Source organism: Niallia sp. FSL R7-0648, from assembly GCF_038007005.1.
In the GTDB taxonomy this organism is placed as follows: domain Bacteria; phylum Bacillota; class Bacilli; order Bacillales; family Cytobacillaceae; genus Niallia; species Niallia circulans.
Genome location: NZ_JBBOWE010000001.1, coordinates 2,767,179 through 2,791,677 on the forward strand (window position 1 = coordinate 2,767,179; position 24,499 = coordinate 2,791,677).

Below are 24,499 nucleotides of genomic sequence, written 5' to 3' on the forward strand. Positions count from 1 at the left end.
GCTATTCATCAAAAAATTAAGACCTCCTACACACCAGCAGCTTTTGGTATGTAGGAGGTCTATTATCTACATTTTTCCTTTTAAACGAATTCCTTTAATTCTATTCCTTACTGTATCCTTTAAAAAATCAGATTAAAAGCTCTTTCATTCATTCGTTAACGCTAAAAATTCTTCTACATCCTTAATACAAAGATCAATGGCACTATTCCAGAAATCCTCTTTTGTTAAATCAATTTGAAGGTGTTTAAATGCCAATTCTTCTACTGTCATGCTTGCTGTATCTCTTAATAGGGCAATGTATTTCTCTTCATAGCCTTTTCCTTCATCCAATGCTTTTGCATAGATTCCAAGTGAAAATAGAAAACCAAATGTATAAGGGAAATTATAAAAAGGTACACCTGTAATATAAAAATGCAATTTTGAGCCCCAGAAAGAAGGATGATATTCATCTAAAGCGTCCCCATATGCTTCTTTTTGTGCGTTAAGCATTAACATATTTAATTGCTCTTTTGAAATTAATCCATTTTGACGTTCTTCATAAAATCTTGTTTCAAAAAGAAAACGAGCATGAATATTCATTAACAATGCTATAGATCGCTGAATTTTATCTTCTAATAAGACCAGCTTTTCATCCTCTGATGATGCAGCCTTTAATGCTGCATCTGATACTATCATTTCCGCAAATGTAGACGCTGTTTCTGCCACATTCATTGCATAATTTCTATTTAATGTGTGCATATCCCGCATAGCGTATGTATGAAAACCGTGGCCCAATTCATGGGCTAAAGTTGAAACATTTGACGGCGTACCAGAATACGTCATAAAAATGCGTGACTGAGCACTCTCAGGGAAATAGGTGTGAAAGCCCCCTGGCCTTTTCCCTTTTCTATCTTCTGCTTCAATCCATCTCTCTTCGAACGCTTTCTTTGCAAATCCTGACATTTCCGTACCAAATTGCTCGAAATGTTTAATAATAAATTCGGCACCTTCTTGGTAAGACATTTTTGTTTCTATTTTACCAAGAGGAGCATCCAGATCATACCAGCTTAATTTTTCTAATCCTAACAATTTAGCTTTTCTATTTAAAAATTGTACAAATGGCTGTTTTTTCTTCGAAATTGCATTCCACATCGCCTGCAATGTTTCTTCTTGCATCCGATTAATCGCTAACGGTTCTTTTAAGAAATTAGTCCAGCCTCTCATCCCATAAACATTTAATCGGAAACCAGCTAAATGGTTTAATGTTTTGGCAAGAATTTCCCCATTTGCATCCCATGCTTTTTCCCATTCTCTAAACACCTTTTTTCTAACTGCGCGTTCAGGATTGGAAAATTTATTGGCAGCTTGTCCAACGGAGAGATTTTCTTCATCAAAAGGAATCTGAATTTTCCCAACGACGGTATCATACATTTGGCCCCAGCCATAATAGCCATCAACACTTAATTTATTTATCAATGTTTCTTCTTCTTCAGATAATTTTTCTTTAGCAGCCGCTCTTCTTTCTGACAGCACAAAATAAAGTTCTTCTAGATTATTTCCTTTAAATAAGGAATCCCATTCCATATCACTATATAAGGATAATTTCCCATCAAGAACCGTTAACACATTTTGAAACACAGCACTTAATTCAGTTACTCTACCTCTTAATGTACTTGCTCCTTTATCCTCCATATTCTGCGCCTCTAAACAGCTGACAAAAGCACCTGCTTGTCTTACTTTTTTTACGACAACTTCAAACTGATTCACAATTTGCTGCAAAGAATCTTTGTCCGTCTCCTGTAATGGCTCATACTTATGTACATATGCTGATAATTTTTCGATTTCATCCATTGACATAGCTAAATGCTCTCTAAACTCTTGAGAATTACTTCCTCCAGGAAATAAACCCTCTAAATCCCATGTAGCTTGATATTCTTCTATCTTCACTTTTCTCCACTCCTTTCACTGCTACTACTATGTCATTATAGTTTGACTATCGAAATATTTCCATTCTTTCTGTAAAAATAGTAAAATATTTCTGATAACAAAAGAAAAAGCATCGTTATCTTAAAAAGATACATGATGCTAGAGTCGATATGAAGCAGCTTGCTTGTATTGTCCATTATTTCATCAGCAATCACTATATTTACTATTCCAACATCTAATTTTTTTTCTATTTCCCTTAGCGATAAAAACTACCAAATGCCCAAAAACCCCAAAATAGAATGATAACAATAAAAAGAATGATTAAAAATGCGTACCAGAAACCACCATATACACCGCCATAAGCAGGATAAGGGGCACCATAGCCAAATGGTGCAGGTCCCATTCCACCAAGCGGAACAGCTGCTGGTACTTGGTTTGGGTATCCATAACCAGCCATTTATTCTCCTCCTCCCTTTCTATAAAATATTCTTAATTTGTTGTGAATGTTTTAGGCAATTGTCCCGTTTCTAACTTTTTCCTATATATCCGCTAATTATTTAAAAATGTTATTTCTCTTTCTAAGGAGATATAAACGTATGAAATCCAGCTTTCTTCGCTTTTTCTGCTAAACGCTCCGCATTCGTTCTATTACTAAATGCACCGATTTGTACTTTAAACAGATTGTTTCGAAATAAAATAGCTGTATCAAATCCCTTTTCAGCTGCTTCCATTGCTTTTTTTTCTGCGTTTTCCTTTTCCTTAAATGCTCCAATTTGTACACGATAGATTGGTGATTGACTTTTCTTCTTCTGCAGAGAAAAGGCCGTTTCTAATCCTTGGACATGCCCTCTTGCAATCTTCGTAATAAAATTACTATCTTTTAGCTGATTCGCATCTGCTACTGTATCAATGAACCCATTTTCTGTTAACAAAGCAGGCATGATTGTTTCTCTTAATACGTGAAAATTTGCTTTTTTCTTTCCTCTATCATTAAATCCTGTCTCATCTATAACTACCTTATGAATATCATTCTGATAAGTGGTCGTAGGTGCGCCAACTCCCGGATAAATATAACTTTCGAAGCCATTACCCCCACCAGCATTTACATGAATAGAAAGATAAAAATCAGCATTCCAGTTATTGGCAGCTTTTACTCTTGCGGGTAAACTTACAGTTGAATCATTATTGCGACTCATCCGAATTTCCACATCTTCATATTCATTCAGAAGAAAACTTCTAACCTGTCGGGCAATACTTAAGGTAATATTTTTTTCTTGCAGCCCATTTCCAACTGCACCAGAATCTGAACCACCATGACCAGGATCGATAAAAATTTTAACCATGCTTTTCACCACCTTTCTAATAGTATAGATAGGTGGTGAAAATTCGCTTGTTTAAAAGCCTATATATCAATGTTAGATCTACCCCTATTATCTCCGGGAAACTGCTTGCATAATAGGCAGAGCTGAAAAGATAGATAATTTTTCTCTCTTGATTTACTTCTTTTATGAAAAGATAATACTCTCTCTTTCTGTATTCTCGATAAATTTCACCTCATGAATGGAATCATTTTCATCACAATAATATATGGACTTACTGATAATGGAATTCTCATCTTCTCCAAAACTAAAAAACACGATAAATTTAACCATTCCTTTTTGCAGACCTTCTATGTCGATGCTGTCATTTTCAGCAGTAAATTGATATGGTGTTTTTAAACCCAAGTCAAATCTCCAAACTTCATTGTTATATAATTCCCCACTTACTACTTCATGCTTCATCGTTAAATAGGAGTTGATATCAGCTTTTTTTTGCATACTTCTTACCGTATCTTTTAGCTCAGAAATGGAAATTTCGGCACCCTCTTGATATGTAACACCCTGCAAATCATCTATATTAGGAATGGGCCAGAAATTGTTAATAAAGGATATCAATAATGTAATGAATAGTATATGTCTCATAAACACAGGTCTTCAACCCCTTCGATAAACTTTAATCTTTTCTGCTTTGCAGCATCTTTATATTTCATGTATATTACAAATGTTATAAAACATTTACAAGAAGTGAAAATTTTTGTGAGACATTTTTTGCATTCTAAGTTTGTTAATGTTCCCTTCTCATTATAAAAAAAGGAAGGCCTGTACCTTTCTAACGATATGATTTACCCACTCCAAAAATGATTAAATTTTCCAATTATGCAGTCATTCCCCCTTTTCTTATTCGCATACTTCTAAAGGACATGCATACAATGTATGGAAGGAGGAGAGACAAAATGAAAAAAATCTCTTTAATATCCATTATCATTCTATTGGGTTTTATTGCTTACATAGAAACACCAACCGCAAAAATTAACAAAAATAATGTTCTCTTTTACGGAGCTATAAAGGAAGAGCAAGAAGTTAGCAGTAATGGAGATGAAATATTTGGAGCTCCGGATCTTGAATATAAATTAGAAGAAACAAAAGAAGAAGATGGGTTTATAGTGGAAGTTTACCGTGAATATGAAATTTATAAAAATCGGCAAGGCGAAGTTGTAAAAACGGTAGCAACCGACAATACAGAATCCCTTCATTACGCAAAATATAAAAGATAGAAAAAGCCGCTTAGTCAACCTTAAAAAACTAAGCGACTAAGCTGCTCTTCTATCCTTTAAATACGTTATCGATGTGTCTATATAAAACGATTTCCTCATAAGAATGCAAATCTATAGAACATCCTTATGTAAAGTTTTTATTCATTTTTCCGCTTTTTTTCCTTTTCTGCTCGATAAAATTCATGGAACATTTTCATTAATGCTCTTTTCTCTATTCTTGAAACATAGCTTCTTGAAATCCCTAATTCTTTTGCAATTTCTCGTTGCGTCTTTTCCTTCTTTAAATCTAGACCAAACCTGCCGATGATTACTTCTTTTTCTCTTTCATCTAAAACATCAATATATTCCTTTACTTTCTCAAGCTCCATATTCAACTGAATCGTATTTACAACATCTTCCGATTCTGATTTTAGAACATCAATAAGACTAATTTCATTCCCCTCTTTATCCTGACCAATTGGATCATGCAGGGAAACATCCTTTTTGGTTTTTTTCAAAGCTCTCAGGTGCATAAGGATTTCGTTTTCAATACATCGGGCAGCATAAGTAGCTAATTTTGTTCCTTTTCCTTCAGAAAAGCTTTCTATCCCTTTTATTAGTCCAATGGTTCCAATCGAAATTAGATCCTCAGAATCTTCACCTGTATTTTCGAATTTTTTTACAATATGAGCAACTAAGCGTAAATTATGCTCTATTAACATATTTCTTGCATGCGAATCTCCTTCAGCCATCAATCGTAAATATTTTTTTTCATCACTCGCTGATAATGGTTGGGGAAATGCATTATTCTTTACATAGGACACAAGAAAAACTAATTCTTTGAGTAAAGCTCCAATTGACAATAAGATTCCAGACATTTTTCCACCTCCACATTCAAGGACATTTGCCTATACTTCATTACTATGTGAAAAGAGAGTAGGTTTTGCACGTCCAAACGACAATAAACTTTGGAAAATATATTTTATTTTGGTTTATAGTCTGCATATAGTGGGTATCAGCAGGAAATACCTTTCTACGATAAAAAGGCAGGCTGTAAAGGTGCTATTTGCTGCTAGTAATTCACAGGCTGAACATAGAAAATCTCCTTGTTCGATACGAAGCTATGCATTATTTTCCATTTATTATTAAAATCTTATTAAATTCTCTTTATTACCTTGTATAATACATATATTAATAACTTTTTTTCTATTACTCGGGGGTGGACCAAATGGATACGAAATATTTAGATTTGCTTACAGAAAAATATGATTCGGAAGAAAAAGTAGTAACAGAAATCATTAATCTGGACGCAATATTAAATCTTCCTAAGGGAACGGAGCATTTTGTCAGCGATTTGCATGGTGAGTTTCACGCTTTTCAACATGTGTTAAGAAATGGTTCAGGAAATGTGAAAGAAAAAATTCGCGATTTATTTAAAGAAGAGCTTTCCAGTGCTGAAATCGATGAATTCGCCACTTTGGTTTATTATCCAGAAGAAAAATTGAAAAGAGTAGTGAATTCATTTGTTCATACAAAAGAACTGGATCAATGGTATGCGGATACAATTGAACGAATGATTCGCTTAGTTTCTTATGCATCCTCCAAGTATACCAATTCAAAAGTTCGAAAAGCATTACCACAACAGTTTGTTTATATTATTGAAGAATTATTATATGAAAAAAATGAATTAAATAATAAAACAGATTATTATTCAAGCATTATTAACAGAATTATTACACTGGGACAAGCTAATAAACTAATTATCGGACTTTCCTATACTATTCAAAGACTGGTTGTCGATCATTTGCATGTTGTTGGTGATATATACGACCGGGGGCCATACCCTGATAAAATCATCGATACATTAATGGATTATCATTCCGTGGATATTCAATGGGGGAATCATGATGTTCTATGGATTGGTGCATATGCAGGATCTAAAGTCTGTCTTGCTAATATTATTCGGATATGTGCTAGATATGATAATTTAGATATTATCGAGGATGCCTATGGGATAAATTTACGTCCGCTCTTAAACTTAGCAAATAAGTATTATAAAGATAATAAAGCTTTTCGTCCAAAAATGAATGCCAAAGAAAATACAGACGAAAATATTTTACAAATCACAAAAATTCATCAAGCTATTTCTATTATTCAATTTAAACTTGAAATGCCTATTATTAAAAGACGACCTGATTTTCAAATGCACCACCGCCTGCTTCTAGAAAAAATCGATTATGAAAATAATACCATTGATTTAAATGGCAGAATTTATTCACTAGAAAATACCTGTTTTAATACAATCAATCCGAAAGATCCATCTCTCCTCTTAGAAGAAGAGGAGCAAGTGATCAATAAATTGCTTTTTTCGATTCAACATTCTGAGAAACTAGCAAAACATATTCATTTTCTTATAAATAAGGGGAGTTTATATTTAAGATATAATAGCAATTTATTAATCCATGGTTGTATTCCATTAAATGAAGATGGAACAATGAAATCGATGTGTATTGACGGGAAAGATTATCGAGGAAAAGAATTATTTGATCTTTTTGAATATTATTTGCGTTATAGCTTTAATCATCCTGAAATAACCGATGACTTTGCAACAGATTTAGTTTGGTATTTATGGACTGGGGAAAATTCCTCGTTATTTGGCAAAAAAGATATGACTACATTTGAACGATATTTTATTAAAGAAAAAGAAACACATAAAGAAAAAAAGAATCCTTACTACTCCTTACGGGAAAACGAAGAGGTATGCCGCCATATTTTGGAGGAATTTGATTTAAATCCTGATCAGGGGCATATTATAAATGGTCATACACCTGTTGCGGAAATTAATGGAGAAAACCCAATTAAAGCGAATGGAAAAATGATTGTGATAGATGGAGGATTTTCCAAAGCCTATCAATCCAAAACAGGAATTGCCGGTTACACCTTATTATATAATTCCTATGGCATGCAATTGGTTGCCCATAAGCGCTTTACTTCAAAAGAAGATGTGTTAGAAAATGGTACCGATGTCTTATCGGTAAAAAGAGTAGTAGACAGAGAATTAAAACGAAAAAAGGTACTTGAAACAAATGTAGGGCAAAAATTGCTAGAGCAAATGAATGATTTAAATCGATTATTAGAGTATCGCTATTTAAAAAAATAAGAAAAGAACAAGTAGTGTGGCTTTCTATTTCCCACTGCTTGTTCTTTTCGGTATTCTTCTTTCTGGTGAACTTCTGTTTTGCGAACTTGTTACATTACATTTCTTTTCCTACGTTAGTCTGTATCTTTATCCGCCCATAAGATTGATTGTCGACTCTGTAAAATAATTAAAAACATTTTTATCCACCTCTCCTTAATTTTTATTTTTTCTATTTTTCTTAGAAACGTATTATTGAATATTGTTTTCTTCTATTTTCTTCCATGATTTCTTCAATCATTTGCTGATGAGTAATTTCTTCGGCTGTCATCTTTTTGGGATGAACGGTAATGGTAAAAAACAGCATATTTATTATCATAGTTATTACCTCCTCTTATTATTAGTAATGGAAATTCGAAAAATATCCAGAACGAATTTGCTTTGTTTTCGTTTCTTCGAATATTTGCTCGATTTCCTGTAAATGATTTTGTTCTTCTTCCGTCGGTCTTATCTTATTTATAGTTATGGTAATAAAGAAAATATTTAAGGTCATGTCTTCACCTCCTAAACGTGAATGTTTTACAACCTATAGCCCATTTCATGTAGTTTTCTGCGATTTTCTTCTATTCTCTTTTCCATTTCAATTTCTTGTAAAAATTCTGCATTTGTATATTGCTTTTTCTTAAACGTAACTGTTAAAAAAATTAGATTTAATGTCATCTTTTTTTACTCCTAACTTCATTTTTTCCATAAATGGAATTTTTTTCTTGTGAGTGCACAAAAAAACCGCAAATAGACTGATCTGCGGCTTAAAAAGGGCATAATAAAACCGCAGGACACGACTACCCTGCGGTTGGATATTTTTAGTTAAATGAAAACTAAGATAAATAATCCCATTCCGAAGCGGTTGAATTCGTGTACGTTAAATATTCAATTAGTACTACATTGTTTAATTCTGGTAAAATTCTGATCATTTTATTCAACCTCCTTCGATTTTTTTTGTTCTCACATTGGTAATTATATCCTCGAATGCCAATCTTGTAAACCTTTTTTTGAAAAAATGGATATTCCACTCGCTTTTTTAGGGTTTTTGTTATTTCTGCCTGCTGTTCAAATGGAAGAAATAATGTGTTTCATTGTGCAGTATGTTCACAATTCTTCGAGCCAAAAACTTGTGGAAGTATCTGATTGCAAGCGGAATTTTTGTAGAATGAGGACAAGGAAAACACGTTCTATTTTTGCTGTTAGCAATATTCAAATTTGTCTTTTTCAAGTTCTTTTTTGGGTCTTATCTCCTGTTCTTAGAAAGTGGAAAATTCATGGTATGGTATTTTTTATTATAAAGAAAATTATATTCAATCATAATCTCTCCAGCTTTTCCCTTTCCAAACCAAGCTGATAAAGAAAATTTATAAAAGTCAAAAAGCCTTTGGTTCTTAGAGAATATTAATTCAAAATAGCGCTTAAATATTATCATAATTGTATTTGTAATTATTTTTGTCATCATTATTTTTTAGCTATGGAAAAAACAGTAAAAGATAATTCAAAAATATACCTCAAAAATTTTTAGTTAGAATAAGCCGATTCTCCCTAAAAGAAATCGGCTTATGATATTGGAATCTGGATTAGGATACGTTTTTTTGATTCAAGCTGCATCAAGGTATTGGCACTTAATAAGTGGATCCATTTATATCATTATCTTTTTTCTCGAAACAGAGATTCACAGTTCTACCATTAGACCGGGTTCTATGTTGTGTATGTGCTGGTACATTAAAAATTTCACCAGGTAGTAATTTAATAGTCTTATTGTTTTCTAAGTCGATTATGAGTTCTCCCTCTAGAACCATAAATAATTCGTCAGTGTCATGTTCATGCCAATGAAATTCACCATCAATTACAGCAATTCTCAAAACATGATCATTGATTTCAGCTACTACAAAATTCTTATAATCTGTTATATCAGTAACTAAATTTAATAAATTAATCTTTTGCAATAAACTTTCCATGTGAATCATCTCTCTTCAAAATTAAATTTTTAGAACTTTAATAATCTCATCAGCTGAACAGCCTTTAAACAAAGTTTTATGGGTAATTTATATGTTAAAGGTGGAAGAATATTTTACTAGATATATTTCTTTTAAAACAACCTGCCTATGCAGATAAAAATAAAATGAAAAGTAAATAATCTTGTTATTCTTTTTGTTTACTTTTCCATATGCGAAAAAATAATATTCCCCAACCAATCATGAATAATAAATTAAAAATTTTGAGCCATAAGCTAGAGGTTGGTAATAACATTCCCCAAATAAAATAAACTAACATCATAATAAGTAATATAGCAACTAAAATTTGATTCTTTTTACTCATAATAGGCACATCACTTTATATATATTAAAAAAACTACCAAAACAAAAGTTTTAGAGATATATAGCAATTGTTTTATTATGCCTTTTTATAACGAGAAAATTTGTTATTGCAACTTGAATTGTAGTTTTAGAACTAATAGAAAATCGACAAATGATCAAAGATTTACAACGAAAAATAATTAATTGTATTCCAGTCATTGATTTTATTTTATCTTTTTATTCCAGCCAATTTTACCAATCTTGTTCATTAATGCTTTGATTTTTTTGAAGTAATTGTAAATTTTCCGAAAAGCGCAATGTTCTCCCGTTATTTTGTTATCTATTCAATCATAATAAAGAAAATGTATGCAAAAGAAAAGCCCTTCACAAATGAATTGGGCTTTTCGCTTATTCTAATCCAAATGTGATTTGTTTTGAAGTTTGTCGCCTATAAACATTAAAGTGACAGTGGAGCCTAACTTGTCACCATTATAAGAATAGACTACAGAGTAGAACTTTCTTCCTTTTTTACATAATTCTTACATTATTTTCCCTCGGTGCCACAATTTTTACTCCTTCTTTATAAGTCATTCTATCTTTAATTTAATCAAATTTTTCTTGGGTTAATACGCCTTCCTTATTAGAAGATTTTTTTCTTTTTTTGCATCTGAAGCATTTTCTGTAGAAGTAGATTTATCTACCGATTTAGAAGCAGCTTAGAATCAGCTTCGCCTCCAAAAACTAAGCTAAAACGATAATAAGAACGATTAAGACAAATCCCTAAACATCCAAACTTAAAAATTTTTTTCAAAACATTTCCCCTTCAAAGCTATTCAGCAAAATGTATGAAGAATAAGAAAAACGAATTTTCTTTTAAGCACAATCGTGAAATTGTGAAAAGGGTAATTGAAGAATTAGTTATTGTAGACTGTGAGACTATAAATATACATCTTTTAACGTTGTACCTTATTGTAATGAAGAATGAAACTTCTAAAACTTATGTTGAAAAAAAGGAGATAAAGCTACAAAATGCTAAAGCACTTAATACTACTCTTGCTAAGTTTAAAAGAGTTTAATCCTTCTAAGAAAAACAAGGATTTCGTTTATCCTAGAAATAAACAGCATATATAATGATTTGAATGGATATAAAATAATGATGACCTCACACAGTCTTTTCTTTGGAATGGAGCATTTTTTCTTTATTAATTCAAAAATTAAAGAAATATTTCATACATAGAGTTAATATGAGGATAGAAAAATATTAAATAGGAGAGAATTGGAAATGAGCAGATATAAAGATAGGATAATTTTTTATTTTATAATGATAGTTTTTTTTGTATTGTATGTGAAGTTAGTAGGTTATGTGTTCAATAGATGGATTCCATTAAGTCCGACAGCTGATTTATTTACAATTATAATTATTGGACTTATTGTTATACCGGTATCCGCAATCTCTGCTCATCATTTAATAAAATTAATCCAAAAGTAATGAAGGCTTTCCTTTTAACTGGCATTATTGTTGTAGATGCAGTGGATTTTGAGACAGAATTAGTAATATTGTATATGAAAAGGAGATAACCTTAATTGTAAGTAGTTCAGTTTTTGTGGTGATACATTCAAAATAGTATATCAATTTAAAGACCCAATCGCATAGTGATCTGGTCTTTTTTTTTGTAGTTTTTATTAATGTTCTTGTAAAAAATATATAAAATCGCAATGAAAACCGCATACTAAATAACATAGTGACAATAGCTATTGCCACTATGAAAATTGAGGTGTTAAAATGGGTGTTAATTACTATACTAATTGGATTACCTTTTAAATGGCGTGAAAAATATCGTGCAATTCATCAAACCTAAGAATAATATTGCTGATAAAGTGGATTGGCTAATATCTGAACAGGTCAGAGAAATAGTAAAGAATTATGCGGAATACTACGAATATAGTGAGAGTGAAGTAGTTGATATGTTTTTTAAAACCTTCTCAAAGATGAAGAGTTTCTTATATGGGTTGATGGCATTCGGAACAATAATAGAATGATAAGGTAAATTGGATTAGATGATGCAATGGGAGGACAAAAACTTGGCTAAATTGCAACGATTTAGAAACAACATATTATTATATCGAAATGCAAATTGTTCATTTGATAATTTATATATATAAGATAAGCAGTTTGAAATTTCAAGCGCTTATAATCTATTTGCATTTTCTATTTTAGGTTTATGAATAGAGGAGCGCTCTTCTTTTAAAATAGAGTACATTTTTATATCTTGATGTTTTCCTTTCACAAAAATACCTTTTCTAATTACTCCTTCAAAAGTCATTCCTACTTTTTCCATTACTCGTGCTGAACCGATGTTTTCTACATCACACCTCGCTTGGATACGAACCAAATCCATATTGTTAAAGCCAAATTTAATAACTTCATTTGCAGCTTCTGGTGCGATGCCCTTTCCCCAATAATCTTGAGAAATGACATATCCGATTTCAGCAATATTATGTTTTAGTTGCCACGAAACAAAATCAATAGTTCCGATAAACTTTCCGTTTTCTTTATACTCTATCCCCCAAGGAGCAATTTTCTTATTCTCGTACTGGCTTAGTATAAATTCAATATATTCCCTCGTATCAGACAATGTCTTATGCGTTTTCCAAGTAACATATTTGGATACATCTTCATTTGTACCATAGTAATACATATCCTCAACATCTTCTAAAGTTACTTTTCTTAGTATAAGACGTTCTGTTTCTAATTTAGGTAAGTTACCGAATATTTTTTCAATCTCCATAAAACCACCTCTATCATTTTTTGTTATTCACATTATATATGAAATTTTCGCAAGATAAAGAAAAAAGTATAATTCTTTTCTTAATCGAATGCTACTTTTTAATTGACAGTGTTAATTCAACTGTTATTTAATGTGCAATTTCTCATTTATTTATAGAGATATTTCTATTGCGTTTTTGATGTGGTTTAACATTTTCTCCACATTATCTGAACAACTTACCTTAATTGAGGAGGTCTATTTTAATACAAAAAAATAAGGCGTAGTGCCTTATTCTTCTTCTTCATAAGGTTTATGTTTGATTTCAATGGTACGTTGGTCATCGAAACCAACTACAGGATGTAGATTATAAGATGTGTGTTCAAAATCTACATGAGAATTAGAAACTGTAAAGATAGTAATTGTTTCATTATCTGAGTCAACAACTGAGTATTTAAATTCATTGGCTAAATCTTTGAATAAGGAATATTCTTCGTGGATTGTTACAACCCAATTATAACCTATTGTAAATTGTTTTGTTTTCATAATACCTCCAAATATGGTCATTTATACCTTTTATTGTAAGTGATTTGGTGAAGTTTGGCAATTAGAAGATTTACTATTTGGTATCTTTTTTATTATGTTTTTTATTATTTTAAAGTAAACTGAAATCATTGGTTGGTCATGGTGATTAGTCTTATTACCAGAAATTAATGCTGTGTCTCATGCATTAGAATTTAAGCCTAAGTTAAAAGAAATGATGTTAGGGGGACGACAAGGTATGTTAACTATTTTTAATGAAAAAAAACAAGAATAATGATAAATTCGAAAAAAGTTGCAATGTATTATAAAAAAACTAGTTGGATGTTGTAATTACTGGCAGCTAATGTATCAGATTTGGTAATAAACAGACAATCATTAATTTAAATTTTCCTAATAATAAAATTAAAATTAAAAAAGCCCTTGCTTTTGACGTAACGTCAAGTGTTAAAGTTCAATATGAAAGGGAGTGATAACAAATGTCAATGGAGAAAAATTACTCTATTGGAGAATTTGCAAAGCTAACTGGAGTCACTGTACGAACACTGCGTCACTATGATCAGATGGAGCTATTGAAACCTTCTGGATACACAGAACATGGACATCGGATCTATAACAACAATTCCATCGCCCAGCTTCAAAAAATATTAATACTAAAGTTTTTGGATTTGTCACTTGGAGAAATTTCAGAATATCTTAAGCAACCGGAGCAAAATTTAGCAATGACACTGGTCAATCAGGCACAGATGCTGGCAGAAAAGCGAAAACAGATTGAAACGGTTTTACAAGCCATTACCCGCGTTCAAAGTATCGTTTCCGGACCCGAACCCATCAATCACGATTCGTTGCTTGTACTCATTCATGCTTTGAAAAATGAGGAGGCTCGAAATCGTTGGATTAGTGAACATTCGTCCGATTCGGTGCATAATAAGCTACACTCGCATACGGTGCAACTTGAATTAGAAAAGGAAATGGCCACATGGACTGGTAAAATGAAACGATTTATTCAAGAAGGAAAGGCACCTAATGATACTAACGTTCTTGCACACATCGAAGAGATGATATCTGTTATGAAACCTAAAGTAGAACCACTATTAGATGATGTAGCGAGAAAACAGCTCGAAAAAAATGAAGGTTCTTTTGAGGAGCCAAATCCTTACTTATTTCCTAGTGCTTTTAACAAAGAAGAAGAGATGTTTATAGGAAAGGCTATGGATGAATTGATTCGCAGTAAGGTATATCTTAATCGGCAAGATAATAGTAATTGATTACGTTCATCAAATTTTCTCCAGCAAGGAGATAAAGGCAATTTATTGTTTAGTCTTTAATTTTAACCCTGTACTTCGATAAAAGCTCGAAGTACAGGGGAAGATATTTTATTTTGCTCGTGTTTTTAATCGAATTCCTCTTCATTTCCCTCTAAGGGCAAGGATTTTGGGCGGTCGCATGTACTTTTCATCAGATAATGCTGACCATTATCTGATGAATCATGGAATCCATACATTGCTTCTAAAACGTGATAGGCTAAATCACAATTTGCGCGATATTTTCCACCTTCGATAATTGCTCTGGCCATGTCAGCAACGCCTAGACCTCTATTATTTTGGGTATATCCATAAGTAAGAGGAACTTCTTTAAATTCTTTTTCGTCACGTTTTCTTATTTTCACAGGACCGCTGAAAGTGTTAGGGTCAGGAACAAGTAATGTACCTTCACTTCCATAGACTTCAATAGGAGGTAATGATGTACCGCCGAAAGCATCGAAACTTGTCGTAATGCTTCCAATTACACCTGAAGCGAAATCAATCACTCCTGAAATATGCGTAGGTATTGATACTTTTAATTTTGTGCCTGCTTTTGGTGTGCTAAGTATCGTTCTTTCTGGATAACTAATGCGTGTGGAACCAGAAATTCGTTTAATCGGTCCTAATAGAGCCACTAATGCTGTTAAGTAATACGGTCCCATATCAAACATAGGACCGCCGCCAGTATCATAATAAAAGGCAGGGTCTGGATGCCAATGCTCATGACCACGGCCAATCATAAAGGCAGATGCACCAATTGGTACTCCTATTTCTCCTTGCTCAATCAGATTAACAGCAGTTTGAATACCAGCACCTAAGAAGGTATCTGGCGCGCTACCAACGAGAAGATTATGCTTTTTAGCAGCTTCTAAAATTAGTTGTCCTTCCTCGCGTGTCACAGCAAGTGGCTTTTCTGTATAGACATGTTTACCGGCCTCTAATGCCTGGATGCTTACGGAGGCATGCGCTTTAGGAATTGTTAAGTTTATCACTAGTTCTATCTCTGGATCCGAGAGTAGTTCTGCAACGGAATAGGCCAATGGTATACCGAATTTTTCGGCTTGAGAACGGGCACGCTCTGTATCTAAATCTGCACAAGCCACAAGCTCGAGATAAGGAAGCTTCGGGCAGTTTTCCATATAAATGGAACTGATATTTCCACAACCAATGATGCCAATTTTAAGTTTTCTCATAAGAAATCCTCCGCTTCATTATGTTTCTTATAATATTTGCTGTATCCTTCCTTATTGACTGTCCCCCATACCTGTATAGTTACGTACGTTTTCATAACTAGAAGCCGTGTCTACATTTTCAATACGTTTTTTTCCTTCAGAGGCCCATAGAAATCCGCGGCGCATAATGAGTGAAACTTCTGGCATAGCAACGATATAAGCTTGATGCCCTAATGAATTATAAAACACATTTCCCAAGCCCCAGCGTTTGGTCCAAACTACAGGCATATCTACTGCTTTATTGGCAGAGTGTGGTCCATGAATAACCGGGAAGCGGGTGGTAGCGAGCACTTCAACGGCAGGATCGTAATGAAGATAATATTGCTCACTAGTAACTTTAAAATCCGAGAGCCCCTCTAATAGTGGACTAGAAGTATGTTTTATATTGACCATGTACTCTACGCCATCATTTCCAGGATGGGCAACCCAATTACCGCCAGTCATAAATTGCCAGTCAACATTATTACGAAAGGAATCACACATTCCACCATGGCATCCAGCTAGACCAACACCAGAAGCTACTGCTTCAGAAATATTTAAGATATACTTTTTTTCAATTTCTCCCATTGTCCAGTGGGGAACAATTAGATCTAACCCTTTTAATTTTTCTTTGTCTGCGTAGGAGTCTAATGAATTAGATACTTCTACTTGGAAGTTCTCTTCTTCGAGGATTCTTTTAAAAATTTCTGCTATCTGTTCAGGCTGATGACCATCCCAGCCACCCCAAACGATTAATGCATTTTTTTTCATAGTATAAGCAACTCCCTTAACTTTTTTTAAACGTCAGAAATTCGTATCCATTGACGATTTTGAATGGATAAATCAACGGCTTCTAAGACTTCCTGGCACTTTACACCATCACGGAAGTTCGGAACAGGCTGTCGATCTTGCCGGAAGGATTCCATAAGTTCAACCATCTCGTGAATAAATGTATGCTCATAGCCAATCGTATGCCCTGGCGGCCACCAATTTTCAGCAAAGGCGTGCGAAGGGTCAGTTGCTAATACACGGCGAAATCCTTGCACATCCTCCTTATCATCTGTGAAATACACTTGTAGCTCATTCATCCGTTCAAAATCGAAGATAACGCTTCCTTTACTTCCGTTGATTTCAAAAGAATTTGTACAGCGATGCCCTGTAGCAAAACGGGTAGCTTCAAAGCTTCCTAAAGCACCGTTCGCAAAACGAGCCAAAAATAGTGTCGCGTCATCTACAGTCACTTCAGCTTTTTTATCACTATCACTACCTTTTGCTGATAAGCCCATCATCTGTGAAGGAATTGGCCGTTCTTTTATAAAGGTCTCATTCATACCGATAACTTCTGTAATATCTCCGATTAAATAGTGAGACAGATCTATGAGATGCGCTCCAAGATCCCCATGAGAACCGGAACCAGCAATTTCCTTTTGAAGTCTCCATGCTAGAGGGAAATTGGGATCTACAAGCCAATCCTGTAAAAACCAAGCACGGAAATGATAGATCTCTCCAAGACGTCCTTCTTCTATAAGTTTCTTAGCGAGCATAACAGCAGGGGCAAAGCGATAGTTAAATCCAACCATATGTTTGATACCAGCAGATTCCACTAAATCAAGCATTTCACGTGAGTCTTCCAATGTAAGCGCTAACGGTTTTTCGCAAAAAACATGCTTGCCGGCCTTAGCAGCGGCAATGGTAATTTCTTTATGTACATTACTAGGTGCGTTTATATCGATTAAATCAATGTCATCTCGTTCTAGGAGGATCTTCCAGTCGGTTGTATATTCCTCCCAGCCAAATTGTTTGGCTGCAACTGTCACACCATTTTGATCCCGCCCACAAATAACCTTCATTTCAGGATGAACAGTATTTGGGAAAAAGAGTGGAAGATCCCGATAAGCATGACTGTGTGCTTTACCCATAAATTTATAGCCGACCATTCCAATTCGAAGTTTTTCCATAGCGTGTCTCCTTTTCATATAATAAAATAACGATGTTAACAATAAATCTATCATCAATAGGTTTGACACAACAAGTAAAAACTTATATAATCCTAGACAAAATTTAGTATTCACTAAAGGATGGTTTTTTCGTATGTTAATATATGAAGCACACCATTTTAATTTAATAGCAAACTATCAAACGGTTGATTTAAACTTTCCAAGTCATCTGCACCGTTGCTTTGAAGTATTATTCCTCCTTGAGGGAGAAATGGAAGTTATTATTAGTCAAAAAAATTATCATGTGAGGGCTGGACAATTTTTATTAATATTGCCTTATGAAATTCATTCATTTGTTACAAAATCTCATTCTCGTGCTAATATTTGTGTCTTTTCGCCTGAATATGTCCCCACTTTTTATAAGATGATAGAAAATAGTTCCCTGAAAAATCCGATTTTTAACCTATCATTGGCAGCCAATACCCTGTTCACTAAGGCGCTTTTTAACGATAATGCAAATCTTCTTGAACAAAAAGCATCTCTTTATCTGTTATTATCTGAGCTAATGGAACAAACAAGCTTAGTTCAAGGAGAAAAGCAAGATCAAGATTTATTACATAAATTATTAACTTACATCCAGAATCATTTTACCGAAGCCATTTCTTTAAAAAATATCGCTAGTAACTTGGGGTACAATTATAATTACTTATCGAAATATTTCAACAACAATGTTAATATGTCTTTTGTTGATTTTTTAAACGGAACAAGAGTGAATCATGCATCCTATCTTTTAATTTATTCAGATAAAAATATCTCGGAAATAGCTTTTTTATGTGGTTATGAAAGTATACGTTCATTCAATCGAAACTTTCTAAAGATAAAACAATGTACACCAAAGGAGTATCGAGAAAGGCACCCTCGGCAGTTTAGTGATCTGGATCCTTTTCTTACTATCTGATTTCTAAATCAAGGTTTTAAGGTATGAGACTTTTAGTTTGTATGCATGTGCTTTTGACATTCCACGCAAGAAGTTTTGATCTGCTTAAGTAAATGAAATGGACTTGGAAAAGAAAAATAAGACTGTCCACTTTTTGCGGACAGTCTTATTTTTAAACAGTTGATGAAGAGGAAGAATAGTCTTTCCATTCGGCTATATAGAAGGGAATAAAGGACAATAAAAAAGAAGCTCGTAGCATCCACTAAGTTTATTTCCTTTGCATAGAACTTATGGCAGCTCGGTTCTTCTGTTATTTAATCTATTACTTTAAAATATTTGAAGCAATTACAACGATAATTATAACAGAGAGAATAAGTATGGCTGTCCTTTTGTTGTCTTTCATTTAAACACCTCTTATAAAATAACAAGTATTATAAATTTCATAAAGATAACCATTAACTATATTGCGCTATTCTTCCCCAGAAGACTTATATATATCCAATAGCGTTAATCCATCTTGAATCAACGAACCTGGTTACTTTACATGTAATGCTGCAAATAATTTTACTGATAAGATTAATTTTTTAAATTATCCAGTATAACATTTATTACTTCTGCTGCTTGTAAGGTACCATCAATAACAAAGTCTGCATCAGGTTTAATTGTTTCAAGCATATTTAGATAACCACGCCTACCTCTAGAAGTGTAATTTTTCATCTCCGATAAAATATCCTCCGTTGATCTATTGCAAAAATCTCTAGTTACTCTCCGTGCCAATGCAATGTCTAATGGAGTATCAATAAATATGGAGAAATCAATGAATTTACTTACTTGACTATGTTTATAAGAAAATGGAAAGTCTAAGATTATATAATCAAGCGATTCCGTTAATAAAACTTGTAAGTCCTTTATTAAAGGACTTACATCCCAATCATTAGCGTCTCCTCCATTATCTACCCAGTTAATAATATCATCTGGACCATTGAAATTATATTCATCAAAGAACAGTATCTTTGAATTATGTAATTTCTGATTTAATAGCTTGGTTATTGTTGTTTTTCCTCCTCCAGATACAGCAGAAATGGCAATAACAAATGGTGTTTTTTCTTTTATCATATCGGCCTCCATTCACTTTAATAATATATTTATTCTTTATTAATCCAAATTTTCCCTGCTTGCGCTAATCTGCCCTGTTTATTATATAAGAATATTTTCCACACAACACTAGAGGAACTGCTTTAATTGATCAATAAGCGCAGTTATATAGGGATAACCTAATAGTTAGTAAACAAAGCCTATGACTTTCTTAATAAAGGCCTTAAATAGTCAAATTTTCAGACTACTAAGTACAAGCCATTACTTCATATAGATTAATGAGGTGATGACAACTTGAAGATCAACATTATCGAAGGTCCTAATACGAATAAAGTTATCCAAGATTGCTATCATTATATTGTAAAGAAATAAAGAGAGGAGCAAAATAACCTTGATAGGGATTTACGCAAGGGTGTCGACAGAGGAACAATTAAAGGGGTTCAGCATCTCAAGTCTCTTTTCATTGACCAGCAAACACTCTTTTACCTTTTTTCTCGGTCTCTCTTCCTTCCGTGCACTGATCTCGTTTCTCTGTTACCTTCTTCCTCTTCCTTTCAAGCGCAGATCGTGATAACAACAAACATCATAAAGCAATCTTTAAACAAATAAAAAACCCAAACAATTATACGAAGTTTCCACAGCCACTTCCTATAAGTTCGGGTGTTGCTTTAGCTGGCATCTCATTGTCTAACATCCTTTTCCTCTCCATCACGATTCTTTCCATTTATCCAAAAGTTTTTTTAATTTCTTCGCTTTGGCAAAGAATAAAATCGAAACACTTAAGAAGACAATCGAAGTAATAAGCATGCCCTCATTATAACCTGTTACCTTATCCATTTTAGGAATAATTACTCCTATATAAAAAAATGCTCCAACAGCTAGCAAAACGGTGCCAAATTGCTGATAATCAGATATCTTATCTGTTAAAATTTTTATCTTTTTCTCCATTTCTTCCCCTACTTTCTACTAAACTATATAATTACCATAACATAGGAATAGTAGAATAAGCTTTATGAAATCAATAGCTAAATTGTGATATTATGGAAAATATTATTGTTCTCCATCACGATTCATCCATAAAAAGAGATTTACAAATAGGTTTACTATCCGTAAATCTCTTGTCAATCATTATTGTAATGCCTGTTTTAGATCTTCCATTAAATCTTCTACATCTTCTAATCCAACGGAAATTCTCACAAGACCATCTGTTATCCCTAGCTCTGCTCTTCTTTCAGCAGGAATGGAGGCATGTGTCATTCTTGCTGGAACTGAGATTAAGCTTTCTACAGCCCCTAAACTTTCTGCAAGTGTAAAATACTTCACTTTATCTAACAGCTTATCAGCATTTTCGGCACTTCCCACATCAAAACTTACCATTCCTCCAAAACCAAGTGCTTGTTTCTTGCTAATTTCATGGTTTGGATGTGCAGGCAGTCCTGGATAATATACCTTTGTAATGGCTGGATGTTTTTCTAGAAATGCAACGATTTGTCTTGTATTACTTTCATGCTCTTCCATTCGAATTCCTAGTGTTTTCATCCCTCTTATTAATAGCCAAGAATCATGTGGTCCTAACACACCTCCTGTTGAATTTTGCACAAAATGTAGCTCTTCTCCTAATTTTTCGTCCTTTACAACAACAAGGCCGGATACCACATCACTATGACCACCAAGATACTTTGTGGCACTATGAAGGACAATATCCGCTCCCAATGTTAATGGCGTTTGCCAATAAGGAGTAGAAAAAGTATTATCAACAATCGTTAATAATCCATTTTCTTTTGCGACTCGTGAAACGGCTTCAATATCTGTGATTTTTAATAAGGGATTCGTTGGTGTTTCAATATACAAAGCTACTGTATTTTCTTTTATAGCCTCTTGAATATTGTTAATATCACTTGTATCAATAAAGGTTGCCTCTATTCCAAACTTATTTAGAACCTTTGTCATCACACGGAAGGTTCCTCCATATACATCGTCTGTTAAGAGGATATGATCCCCCTTCTTAAATAGCATCATAACCGCAGTAATTGCCGCCATACCAGAACTAAATGCAAAGCCCCTTGTACCTTCTTCTAAATCCTTGATAAGCTCTTCTAATGCATGGCGAGTAGGGTTTCCAGTTCTAGAGTATTCAAAGCCTTTATGATTGCCAATTCCGTCTTGTTTATAAGTGCTTACTTGATAAATCGGAACGTTGACTGCTCCTGTGTGCGGGTCTCCAGGAATTCCACCATGTATTAATTTTGTTTTTCTTTTCATTTAAATCCCTCCATCAAATATTTTTTTGCTCATATAACGATCACTTGAGTCTGGAAAAACTACAACGATATTACTGCCACTTTCTGCTCTCTGCGCTTCCTGTACAGCGGCATATAAAGCGGCTCCAGAGGAACTTCCTACAAGCAAACCTTCTTTTTGAGCTGCAAGCTTCACATTCTCAAATGCATCTAAATCAGAAACGGTATAAATTTGGTCAAAATAGCGGGTATCCATATAGGCTGGTATGAATTCCATCCCAATTCCTTCCGTTTTATGTGGTCCACTTTTCCCGCCATTTAAAATAGAGCCTTCTGGTTCTACTACTACCGCTTTGACAGCTGGATTTTGTTCTTTTAAATAGCGGGCTGTTCCCATAAAAGTACCGCCTGTGCCAGCACCAGCAACAAATATGTCAACCTGATGATTTAATTGCTCCCATATTTCTGGCCCCAGTGTTTTATAATAAGTATTTGGATTTGCTTCATTTTCAAATTGTCCTGGTACATAAGCATTAGGTATGTTCCGCTGCAACTCTCTCGCTTTTTCAATTGCCCCTTGCATGCCTAAGGAAGTAGGCGTATGAATTATCTCCGCCCCTAATGCCTTCATAATTTCCTGCTTTTCGATACTAAATTTTTCAGGCACACAAACTATTACCTTTATTCCTGTATTTAATGCGGCAAGAGCTAGCCCAATACCTGTATTACCGGCAGTAGGCTCGATAATGGTTCCACCTTTAGTAAGCTTTCCACTCTTTATCGCTTCTTGAATTAATTCATAACCCAGTCTATCTTTTATGCTTCCACCCGGATTACAAAATTCTAATTTCGCATATAAATGAACATTTTTAGGTAATGAAAAATGAGTCAATTCAAGCATTGGTGTATGACCTATTAACTCATGTACATTTCGATAAACATTCAAACTCCACACCTCCCACTTATTTTTCCCCTATATAACAAGTTTCTTCCTAACAAAAAAAATCTTTAAACTTATTATTCACAGTTGTTTACTCGAATTTAAAAAGAAAGAAAGGAAGGGTTTCCCCTTCTGTCCTTCTTTATATTCTTTCAACTATTCCTAATACGAGATTTGCTGAATGAACAGCCGCCTTTTCTAAATATTGGTCAAAAGATAAATGGGATTCCTTCCCAGCAATATCAGATAAAGAGCGAATAATAACAAATGGAATATTATGTTGATAAGCAACCTGAGCGATTGCAGCTGCTTCCATTTCAACAGCTTGAAGATTCTCAAATTTTGATTTAATAAAGGCTGCCTTTTCTGGTTGATTGATAAAAGAGTCACCAGTTGTAATTAAACCTGTCACTACAGAATGATTGCCAATTTCCTTTGCACTTTGTTCTGCTGCGGCAATTAACCTTTCATTCGCCTTAAAGCTTGCTGGCATTTGTGGAACTTGGCCGTATTCATAACCAAAAATAGTGGCATCTACGTCATGATGACGTACTTCATTCGAAATAACAACGTCTCCAACTTCAAGTGTTGGATTTAATCCTCCTGCTGAACCCGTATTGATTAAATAGTCTGGTTTAAATGTTTGCAATAGAATTGTTGTACTCATTGCTGCATTCACTTTTCCTATGCCGGAACGAAGTAAAACAACCTCTTTCCCAAATAATTCACCTTCAATAAACTGAAATCCAACGATTGTCTGTTCTTTTTTATTTGCTATTTTTGCACGTAATAAAGTTACTTCTTCTTCCATTGCACCGATTATTGCGATTTTCAATTCACTTACCTCTTTCGCTTATTTTTTCCCCTTCCATCATCCATACAAAGTCGTTCATCTTCTCAAAATATGTGGAAAAACCGTTCTTCTCTAAAATTTCAGTTAGAATGGGAATTGTTGTATAATACTCTCTTTGCAAGTCTTCTGCTAAATGATGCTGCTCTTTCTCCTTGGCATTCTTAATTGCCTCATTGTACGCATCTTTAGTGACATACATGGTATCTGCAAACACTATTTTACCACCTAAAGGGAGGAGATTACTATACTGTTTAACCGCTTCTTCTTTTTCTTGATCGGTTAAGTGATGAAAAGCATAAGTACTTACAAAGGTATCTGGTTGATGATCTAGCTTAAAGTGAAGAAAATCCCCATCTATTATTGTTGCTTTTGTATTAATTTTCTCCAGCGCCAACTTCCTCATCGCAGGCGATGGTTCTATGGCAGTAACCGTTAAACCCTTCTCAATCAGTTTAACAGTTAGATTTCCTGTACCTGGCCCAAATTCAACAACATGCCCTGTGGCGCGTTCTGCCACCATTTTTAATATATAATCGTACTTATGAAAAACAGCTTCGTATTCTTTATTGTTAGTGAGACTGTCATCGTAAGAATCCGCCCATTGTTCAAAAATCTCAAGAAACTCTTTTCCCATAGCATTGCACCCCTGTTATCTTAAATATATAATTCCTATAAGTATACTATGGTTTTAAATATTTCTTGTTCTTAATTTATCATAT

General features: G+C 33.8%; 25 protein-coding genes. 5 read left to right on the plus strand and 20 right to left on the minus strand.

Annotated features, from left to right (window positions below; all coding sequences use genetic code 11):
- Positions 1-144: 144 nt before the first annotated feature.
- The 4 genes from NSQ89_RS13650 to NSQ89_RS13665 all read right to left on the minus strand — a co-directional run bounded on the left by NSQ89_RS13650 (position 145) and on the right by NSQ89_RS13665 (position 3,866).
- Positions 145-1,926, minus strand: a complete 1,782-nt coding sequence (locus NSQ89_RS13650) for a M3 family oligoendopeptidase (RefSeq protein ID WP_047941330.1) — start codon at positions 1,924-1,926, stop codon at positions 145-147.
- A 235-nt stretch (positions 1,927-2,161) separates the two neighbouring features.
- Positions 2,162-2,362, minus strand: coding sequence for a hypothetical protein (locus NSQ89_RS13655; RefSeq protein WP_047941331.1), 201 nt, complete (start codon positions 2,360-2,362; stop codon positions 2,162-2,164).
- A 121-nt stretch (positions 2,363-2,483) separates the two neighbouring features.
- Positions 2,484-3,248 (minus strand): N-acetylmuramoyl-L-alanine amidase, encoded by a 765-nt coding sequence (locus tag NSQ89_RS13660; protein ID WP_172867096.1) that lies wholly within the window; start codon positions 3,246-3,248, stop codon positions 2,484-2,486.
- 162 nt (positions 3,249-3,410) lie between these two features.
- Complete coding sequence (locus NSQ89_RS13665; protein ID WP_141231674.1) at positions 3,411-3,866, minus strand: hypothetical protein; 456 nt, start codon at positions 3,864-3,866, stop codon at positions 3,411-3,413.
- A 311-nt stretch (positions 3,867-4,177) separates the two neighbouring features.
- Here NSQ89_RS13665 and NSQ89_RS13670 point away from each other — a divergent pair, with 311 nt between their 5' ends.
- Positions 4,178-4,498, plus strand: a complete 321-nt coding sequence (locus NSQ89_RS13670) for a hypothetical protein (RefSeq protein ID WP_047941334.1) — start codon at positions 4,178-4,180, stop codon at positions 4,496-4,498.
- 137 nt (positions 4,499-4,635) lie between these two features.
- Here NSQ89_RS13670 and sigK read toward each other — a convergent pair whose 3' ends face one another.
- Complete coding sequence (sigK, locus tag NSQ89_RS13675) at positions 4,636-5,355, minus strand: RNA polymerase sporulation sigma factor SigK (protein ID WP_095322346.1); 720 nt, start codon at positions 5,353-5,355, stop codon at positions 4,636-4,638.
- Between the two features lie 350 nt (positions 5,356-5,705).
- On the opposite strand from sigK, the gene NSQ89_RS13680 reads away from it, so the two are divergent.
- The gene (locus NSQ89_RS13680; protein WP_341132777.1) at positions 5,706-7,637 is read left to right on the plus strand and encodes a fructose-1,6-bisphosphatase; all 1,932 of its coding nucleotides are present in this window, start codon (positions 5,706-5,708) and stop codon (positions 7,635-7,637) included.
- Positions 7,638-7,854: 217 nt separating this feature from the next.
- Here the strand turns inward: NSQ89_RS13680 and NSQ89_RS13685 are convergent, their stop codons facing one another.
- From NSQ89_RS13685 to NSQ89_RS13700, 4 genes are all read right to left on the minus strand, one after another.
- Positions 7,855-7,992, minus strand: a complete 138-nt coding sequence (locus NSQ89_RS13685; RefSeq protein ID WP_082138421.1) for a YrzI family small protein — start codon at positions 7,990-7,992, stop codon at positions 7,855-7,857.
- Positions 7,993-8,013: 21 nt separating this feature from the next.
- The gene (locus tag NSQ89_RS13690; RefSeq protein WP_341132778.1) at positions 8,014-8,166 is read right to left on the minus strand and encodes a YrzI family small protein; all 153 of its coding nucleotides are present in this window, start codon (positions 8,164-8,166) and stop codon (positions 8,014-8,016) included.
- 26 nt (positions 8,167-8,192) lie between these two features.
- Positions 8,193-8,333 (minus strand): YrzI family small protein, encoded by a 141-nt coding sequence (locus NSQ89_RS13695; RefSeq protein ID WP_095258117.1) that lies wholly within the window; start codon positions 8,331-8,333, stop codon positions 8,193-8,195.
- Between the two features lie 950 nt (positions 8,334-9,283).
- A complete protein-coding gene (locus NSQ89_RS13700; RefSeq protein ID WP_095320856.1) occupies positions 9,284-9,607 on the minus strand; it encodes a cupin domain-containing protein in 324 nt (107 codons plus the stop codon).
- A 1,633-nt stretch (positions 9,608-11,240) separates the two neighbouring features.
- On the opposite strand from NSQ89_RS13700, the gene NSQ89_RS13705 reads away from it, so the two are divergent.
- Entirely contained in the window at positions 11,241-11,447 is a 207-nt protein-coding gene (locus NSQ89_RS13705; protein ID WP_047944047.1) for a hypothetical protein, read from the plus strand.
- Positions 11,448-12,147: 700 nt separating this feature from the next.
- On the opposite strand, the gene NSQ89_RS13710 is transcribed toward NSQ89_RS13705, so the two are convergent.
- Together NSQ89_RS13710 and NSQ89_RS13715 are read right to left on the minus strand one after the other, a co-directional pair.
- Positions 12,148-12,747: a GNAT family N-acetyltransferase gene (locus NSQ89_RS13710; protein ID WP_341132779.1), complete on the minus strand. Its 600-nt coding sequence runs from the start codon at positions 12,745-12,747 to the stop codon at positions 12,148-12,150.
- 267 nt (positions 12,748-13,014) lie between these two features.
- Complete coding sequence (locus NSQ89_RS13715) at positions 13,015-13,269, minus strand: hypothetical protein (RefSeq protein ID WP_095322344.1); 255 nt, start codon at positions 13,267-13,269, stop codon at positions 13,015-13,017.
- A gap of 473 nt (positions 13,270-13,742) precedes the next feature.
- On the opposite strand from NSQ89_RS13715, the gene NSQ89_RS13720 reads away from it, so the two are divergent.
- Positions 13,743-14,531, plus strand: a complete 789-nt coding sequence (locus NSQ89_RS13720; RefSeq protein ID WP_341132780.1) for a MerR family transcriptional regulator — start codon at positions 13,743-13,745, stop codon at positions 14,529-14,531.
- A 125-nt stretch (positions 14,532-14,656) separates the two neighbouring features.
- On the opposite strand, the gene NSQ89_RS13725 is transcribed toward NSQ89_RS13720, so the two are convergent.
- Genes NSQ89_RS13725 through NSQ89_RS13735 form a run of 3 tightly spaced genes read right to left on the minus strand, consistent with a single transcriptional unit; the run spans position 14,657 to position 17,736 of the window.
- Positions 14,657-15,760 carry a Gfo/Idh/MocA family protein gene (locus tag NSQ89_RS13725; protein WP_341132781.1) on the minus strand — a complete coding sequence of 368 codons (1,104 nt, stop codon included), beginning with the start codon at positions 15,758-15,760 and terminating at the stop codon, positions 14,657-14,659.
- 51 nt (positions 15,761-15,811) lie between these two features.
- A complete protein-coding gene (locus NSQ89_RS13730; RefSeq protein ID WP_341132782.1) occupies positions 15,812-16,549 on the minus strand; it encodes a ThuA domain-containing protein in 738 nt (245 codons plus the stop codon).
- A 26-nt stretch (positions 16,550-16,575) separates the two neighbouring features.
- Positions 16,576-17,736, minus strand: a complete 1,161-nt coding sequence (locus NSQ89_RS13735) for a Gfo/Idh/MocA family protein (protein WP_095322342.1) — start codon at positions 17,734-17,736, stop codon at positions 16,576-16,578.
- A gap of 133 nt (positions 17,737-17,869) precedes the next feature.
- Here NSQ89_RS13735 and NSQ89_RS13740 point away from each other — a divergent pair, with 133 nt between their 5' ends.
- A complete protein-coding gene (locus tag NSQ89_RS13740; protein ID WP_341132783.1) occupies positions 17,870-18,673 on the plus strand; it encodes a helix-turn-helix domain-containing protein in 804 nt (267 codons plus the stop codon).
- 555 nt (positions 18,674-19,228) lie between these two features.
- Here the strand turns inward: NSQ89_RS13740 and NSQ89_RS13745 are convergent.
- From NSQ89_RS13745 to NSQ89_RS13770, 6 genes are all read right to left on the minus strand, one after another.
- Positions 19,229-19,768 carry a hypothetical protein gene (locus NSQ89_RS13745; RefSeq protein ID WP_095322340.1) on the minus strand — a complete coding sequence of 180 codons (540 nt, stop codon included), beginning with the start codon at positions 19,766-19,768 and terminating at the stop codon, positions 19,229-19,231.
- 687 nt (positions 19,769-20,455) lie between these two features.
- Positions 20,456-20,695, minus strand: a complete 240-nt coding sequence (locus NSQ89_RS13750) for a YrhC family protein (RefSeq protein ID WP_082138418.1) — start codon at positions 20,693-20,695, stop codon at positions 20,456-20,458.
- A 180-nt stretch (positions 20,696-20,875) separates the two neighbouring features.
- Positions 20,876-22,009: a bifunctional cystathionine gamma-lyase/homocysteine desulfhydrase gene (locus NSQ89_RS13755; protein WP_047944038.1), complete on the minus strand. Its 1,134-nt coding sequence runs from the start codon at positions 22,007-22,009 to the stop codon at positions 20,876-20,878.
- Positions 22,010-22,933, minus strand: a complete 924-nt coding sequence (gene cysK / locus NSQ89_RS13760) for a cysteine synthase A (protein WP_328283455.1) — start codon at positions 22,931-22,933, stop codon at positions 22,010-22,012. It lies immediately after the preceding gene.
- 136 nt (positions 22,934-23,069) lie between these two features.
- Entirely contained in the window at positions 23,070-23,762 is a 693-nt protein-coding gene (gene mtnN, locus NSQ89_RS13765; protein ID WP_047944036.1) for a 5'-methylthioadenosine/S-adenosylhomocysteine nucleosidase, read from the minus strand.
- Position 23,763: 1 nt separating this feature from the next.
- Positions 23,764-24,414: a class I SAM-dependent DNA methyltransferase gene (locus tag NSQ89_RS13770; protein ID WP_095258113.1), complete on the minus strand. Its 651-nt coding sequence runs from the start codon at positions 24,412-24,414 to the stop codon at positions 23,764-23,766.
- Positions 24,415-24,499 lie beyond the last annotated feature (85 nt).

Coding starts and splice junctions, on each gene's coding strand:
- NSQ89_RS13655 (WP_047941331.1), bottom strand. CDS start 2,362: ATGGCTGGTTATGGATACCCAAACCAAGTACCAGCAGCTGTTCCGCTT.
- NSQ89_RS13660 (WP_172867096.1), bottom strand. CDS start 3,248: ATGGTTAAAATTTTTATCGATCCTGGTCATGGTGGTTCAGATTCTGGT.
- NSQ89_RS13665 (WP_141231674.1), bottom strand. CDS start 3,866: ATGAGACATATACTATTCATTACATTATTGATATCCTTTATTAACAAT.
- NSQ89_RS13670 (WP_047941334.1), top strand. CDS start 4,178: ATGAAAAAAATCTCTTTAATATCCATTATCATTCTATTGGGTTTTATT.
- sigK (WP_095322346.1), bottom strand. CDS start 5,355: ATGTCTGGAATCTTATTGTCAATTGGAGCTTTACTCAAAGAATTAGTT.
- NSQ89_RS13680 (WP_341132777.1), top strand. CDS start 5,706: ATGGATACGAAATATTTAGATTTGCTTACAGAAAAATATGATTCGGAA.
- NSQ89_RS13685 (WP_082138421.1), bottom strand. CDS start 7,992: ATGATAATAAATATGCTGTTTTTTACCATTACCGTTCATCCCAAAAAG.
- NSQ89_RS13690 (WP_341132778.1), bottom strand. CDS start 8,166: ATGACCTTAAATATTTTCTTTATTACCATAACTATAAATAAGATAAGA.
- NSQ89_RS13695 (WP_095258117.1), bottom strand. CDS start 8,333: ATGACATTAAATCTAATTTTTTTAACAGTTACGTTTAAGAAAAAGCAA.
- NSQ89_RS13705 (WP_047944047.1), top strand. CDS start 11,241: ATGAGCAGATATAAAGATAGGATAATTTTTTATTTTATAATGATAGTT.
- NSQ89_RS13710 (WP_341132779.1), bottom strand. CDS start 12,747: ATGGAGATTGAAAAAATATTCGGTAACTTACCTAAATTAGAAACAGAA.
- NSQ89_RS13715 (WP_095322344.1), bottom strand. CDS start 13,269: ATGAAAACAAAACAATTTACAATAGGTTATAATTGGGTTGTAACAATC.
- NSQ89_RS13720 (WP_341132780.1), top strand. CDS start 13,743: ATGTCAATGGAGAAAAATTACTCTATTGGAGAATTTGCAAAGCTAACT.
- NSQ89_RS13725 (WP_341132781.1), bottom strand. CDS start 15,760: ATGAGAAAACTTAAAATTGGCATCATTGGTTGTGGAAATATCAGTTCC.
- NSQ89_RS13730 (WP_341132782.1), bottom strand. CDS start 16,549: ATGAAAAAAAATGCATTAATCGTTTGGGGTGGCTGGGATGGTCATCAG.
- NSQ89_RS13735 (WP_095322342.1), bottom strand. CDS start 17,736: ATGGAAAAACTTCGAATTGGAATGGTCGGCTATAAATTTATGGGTAAA.
- NSQ89_RS13740 (WP_341132783.1), top strand. CDS start 17,870: ATGTTAATATATGAAGCACACCATTTTAATTTAATAGCAAACTATCAA.
- NSQ89_RS13745 (WP_095322340.1), bottom strand. CDS start 19,768: ATGATAAAAGAAAAAACACCATTTGTTATTGCCATTTCTGCTGTATCT.
- NSQ89_RS13750 (WP_082138418.1), bottom strand. CDS start 20,695: ATGGAGAAAAAGATAAAAATTTTAACAGATAAGATATCTGATTATCAG.
- NSQ89_RS13755 (WP_047944038.1), bottom strand. CDS start 22,009: ATGAAAAGAAAAACAAAATTAATACATGGTGGAATTCCTGGAGACCCG.
- NSQ89_RS13770 (WP_095258113.1), bottom strand. CDS start 24,414: ATGGGAAAAGAGTTTCTTGAGATTTTTGAACAATGGGCGGATTCTTAC.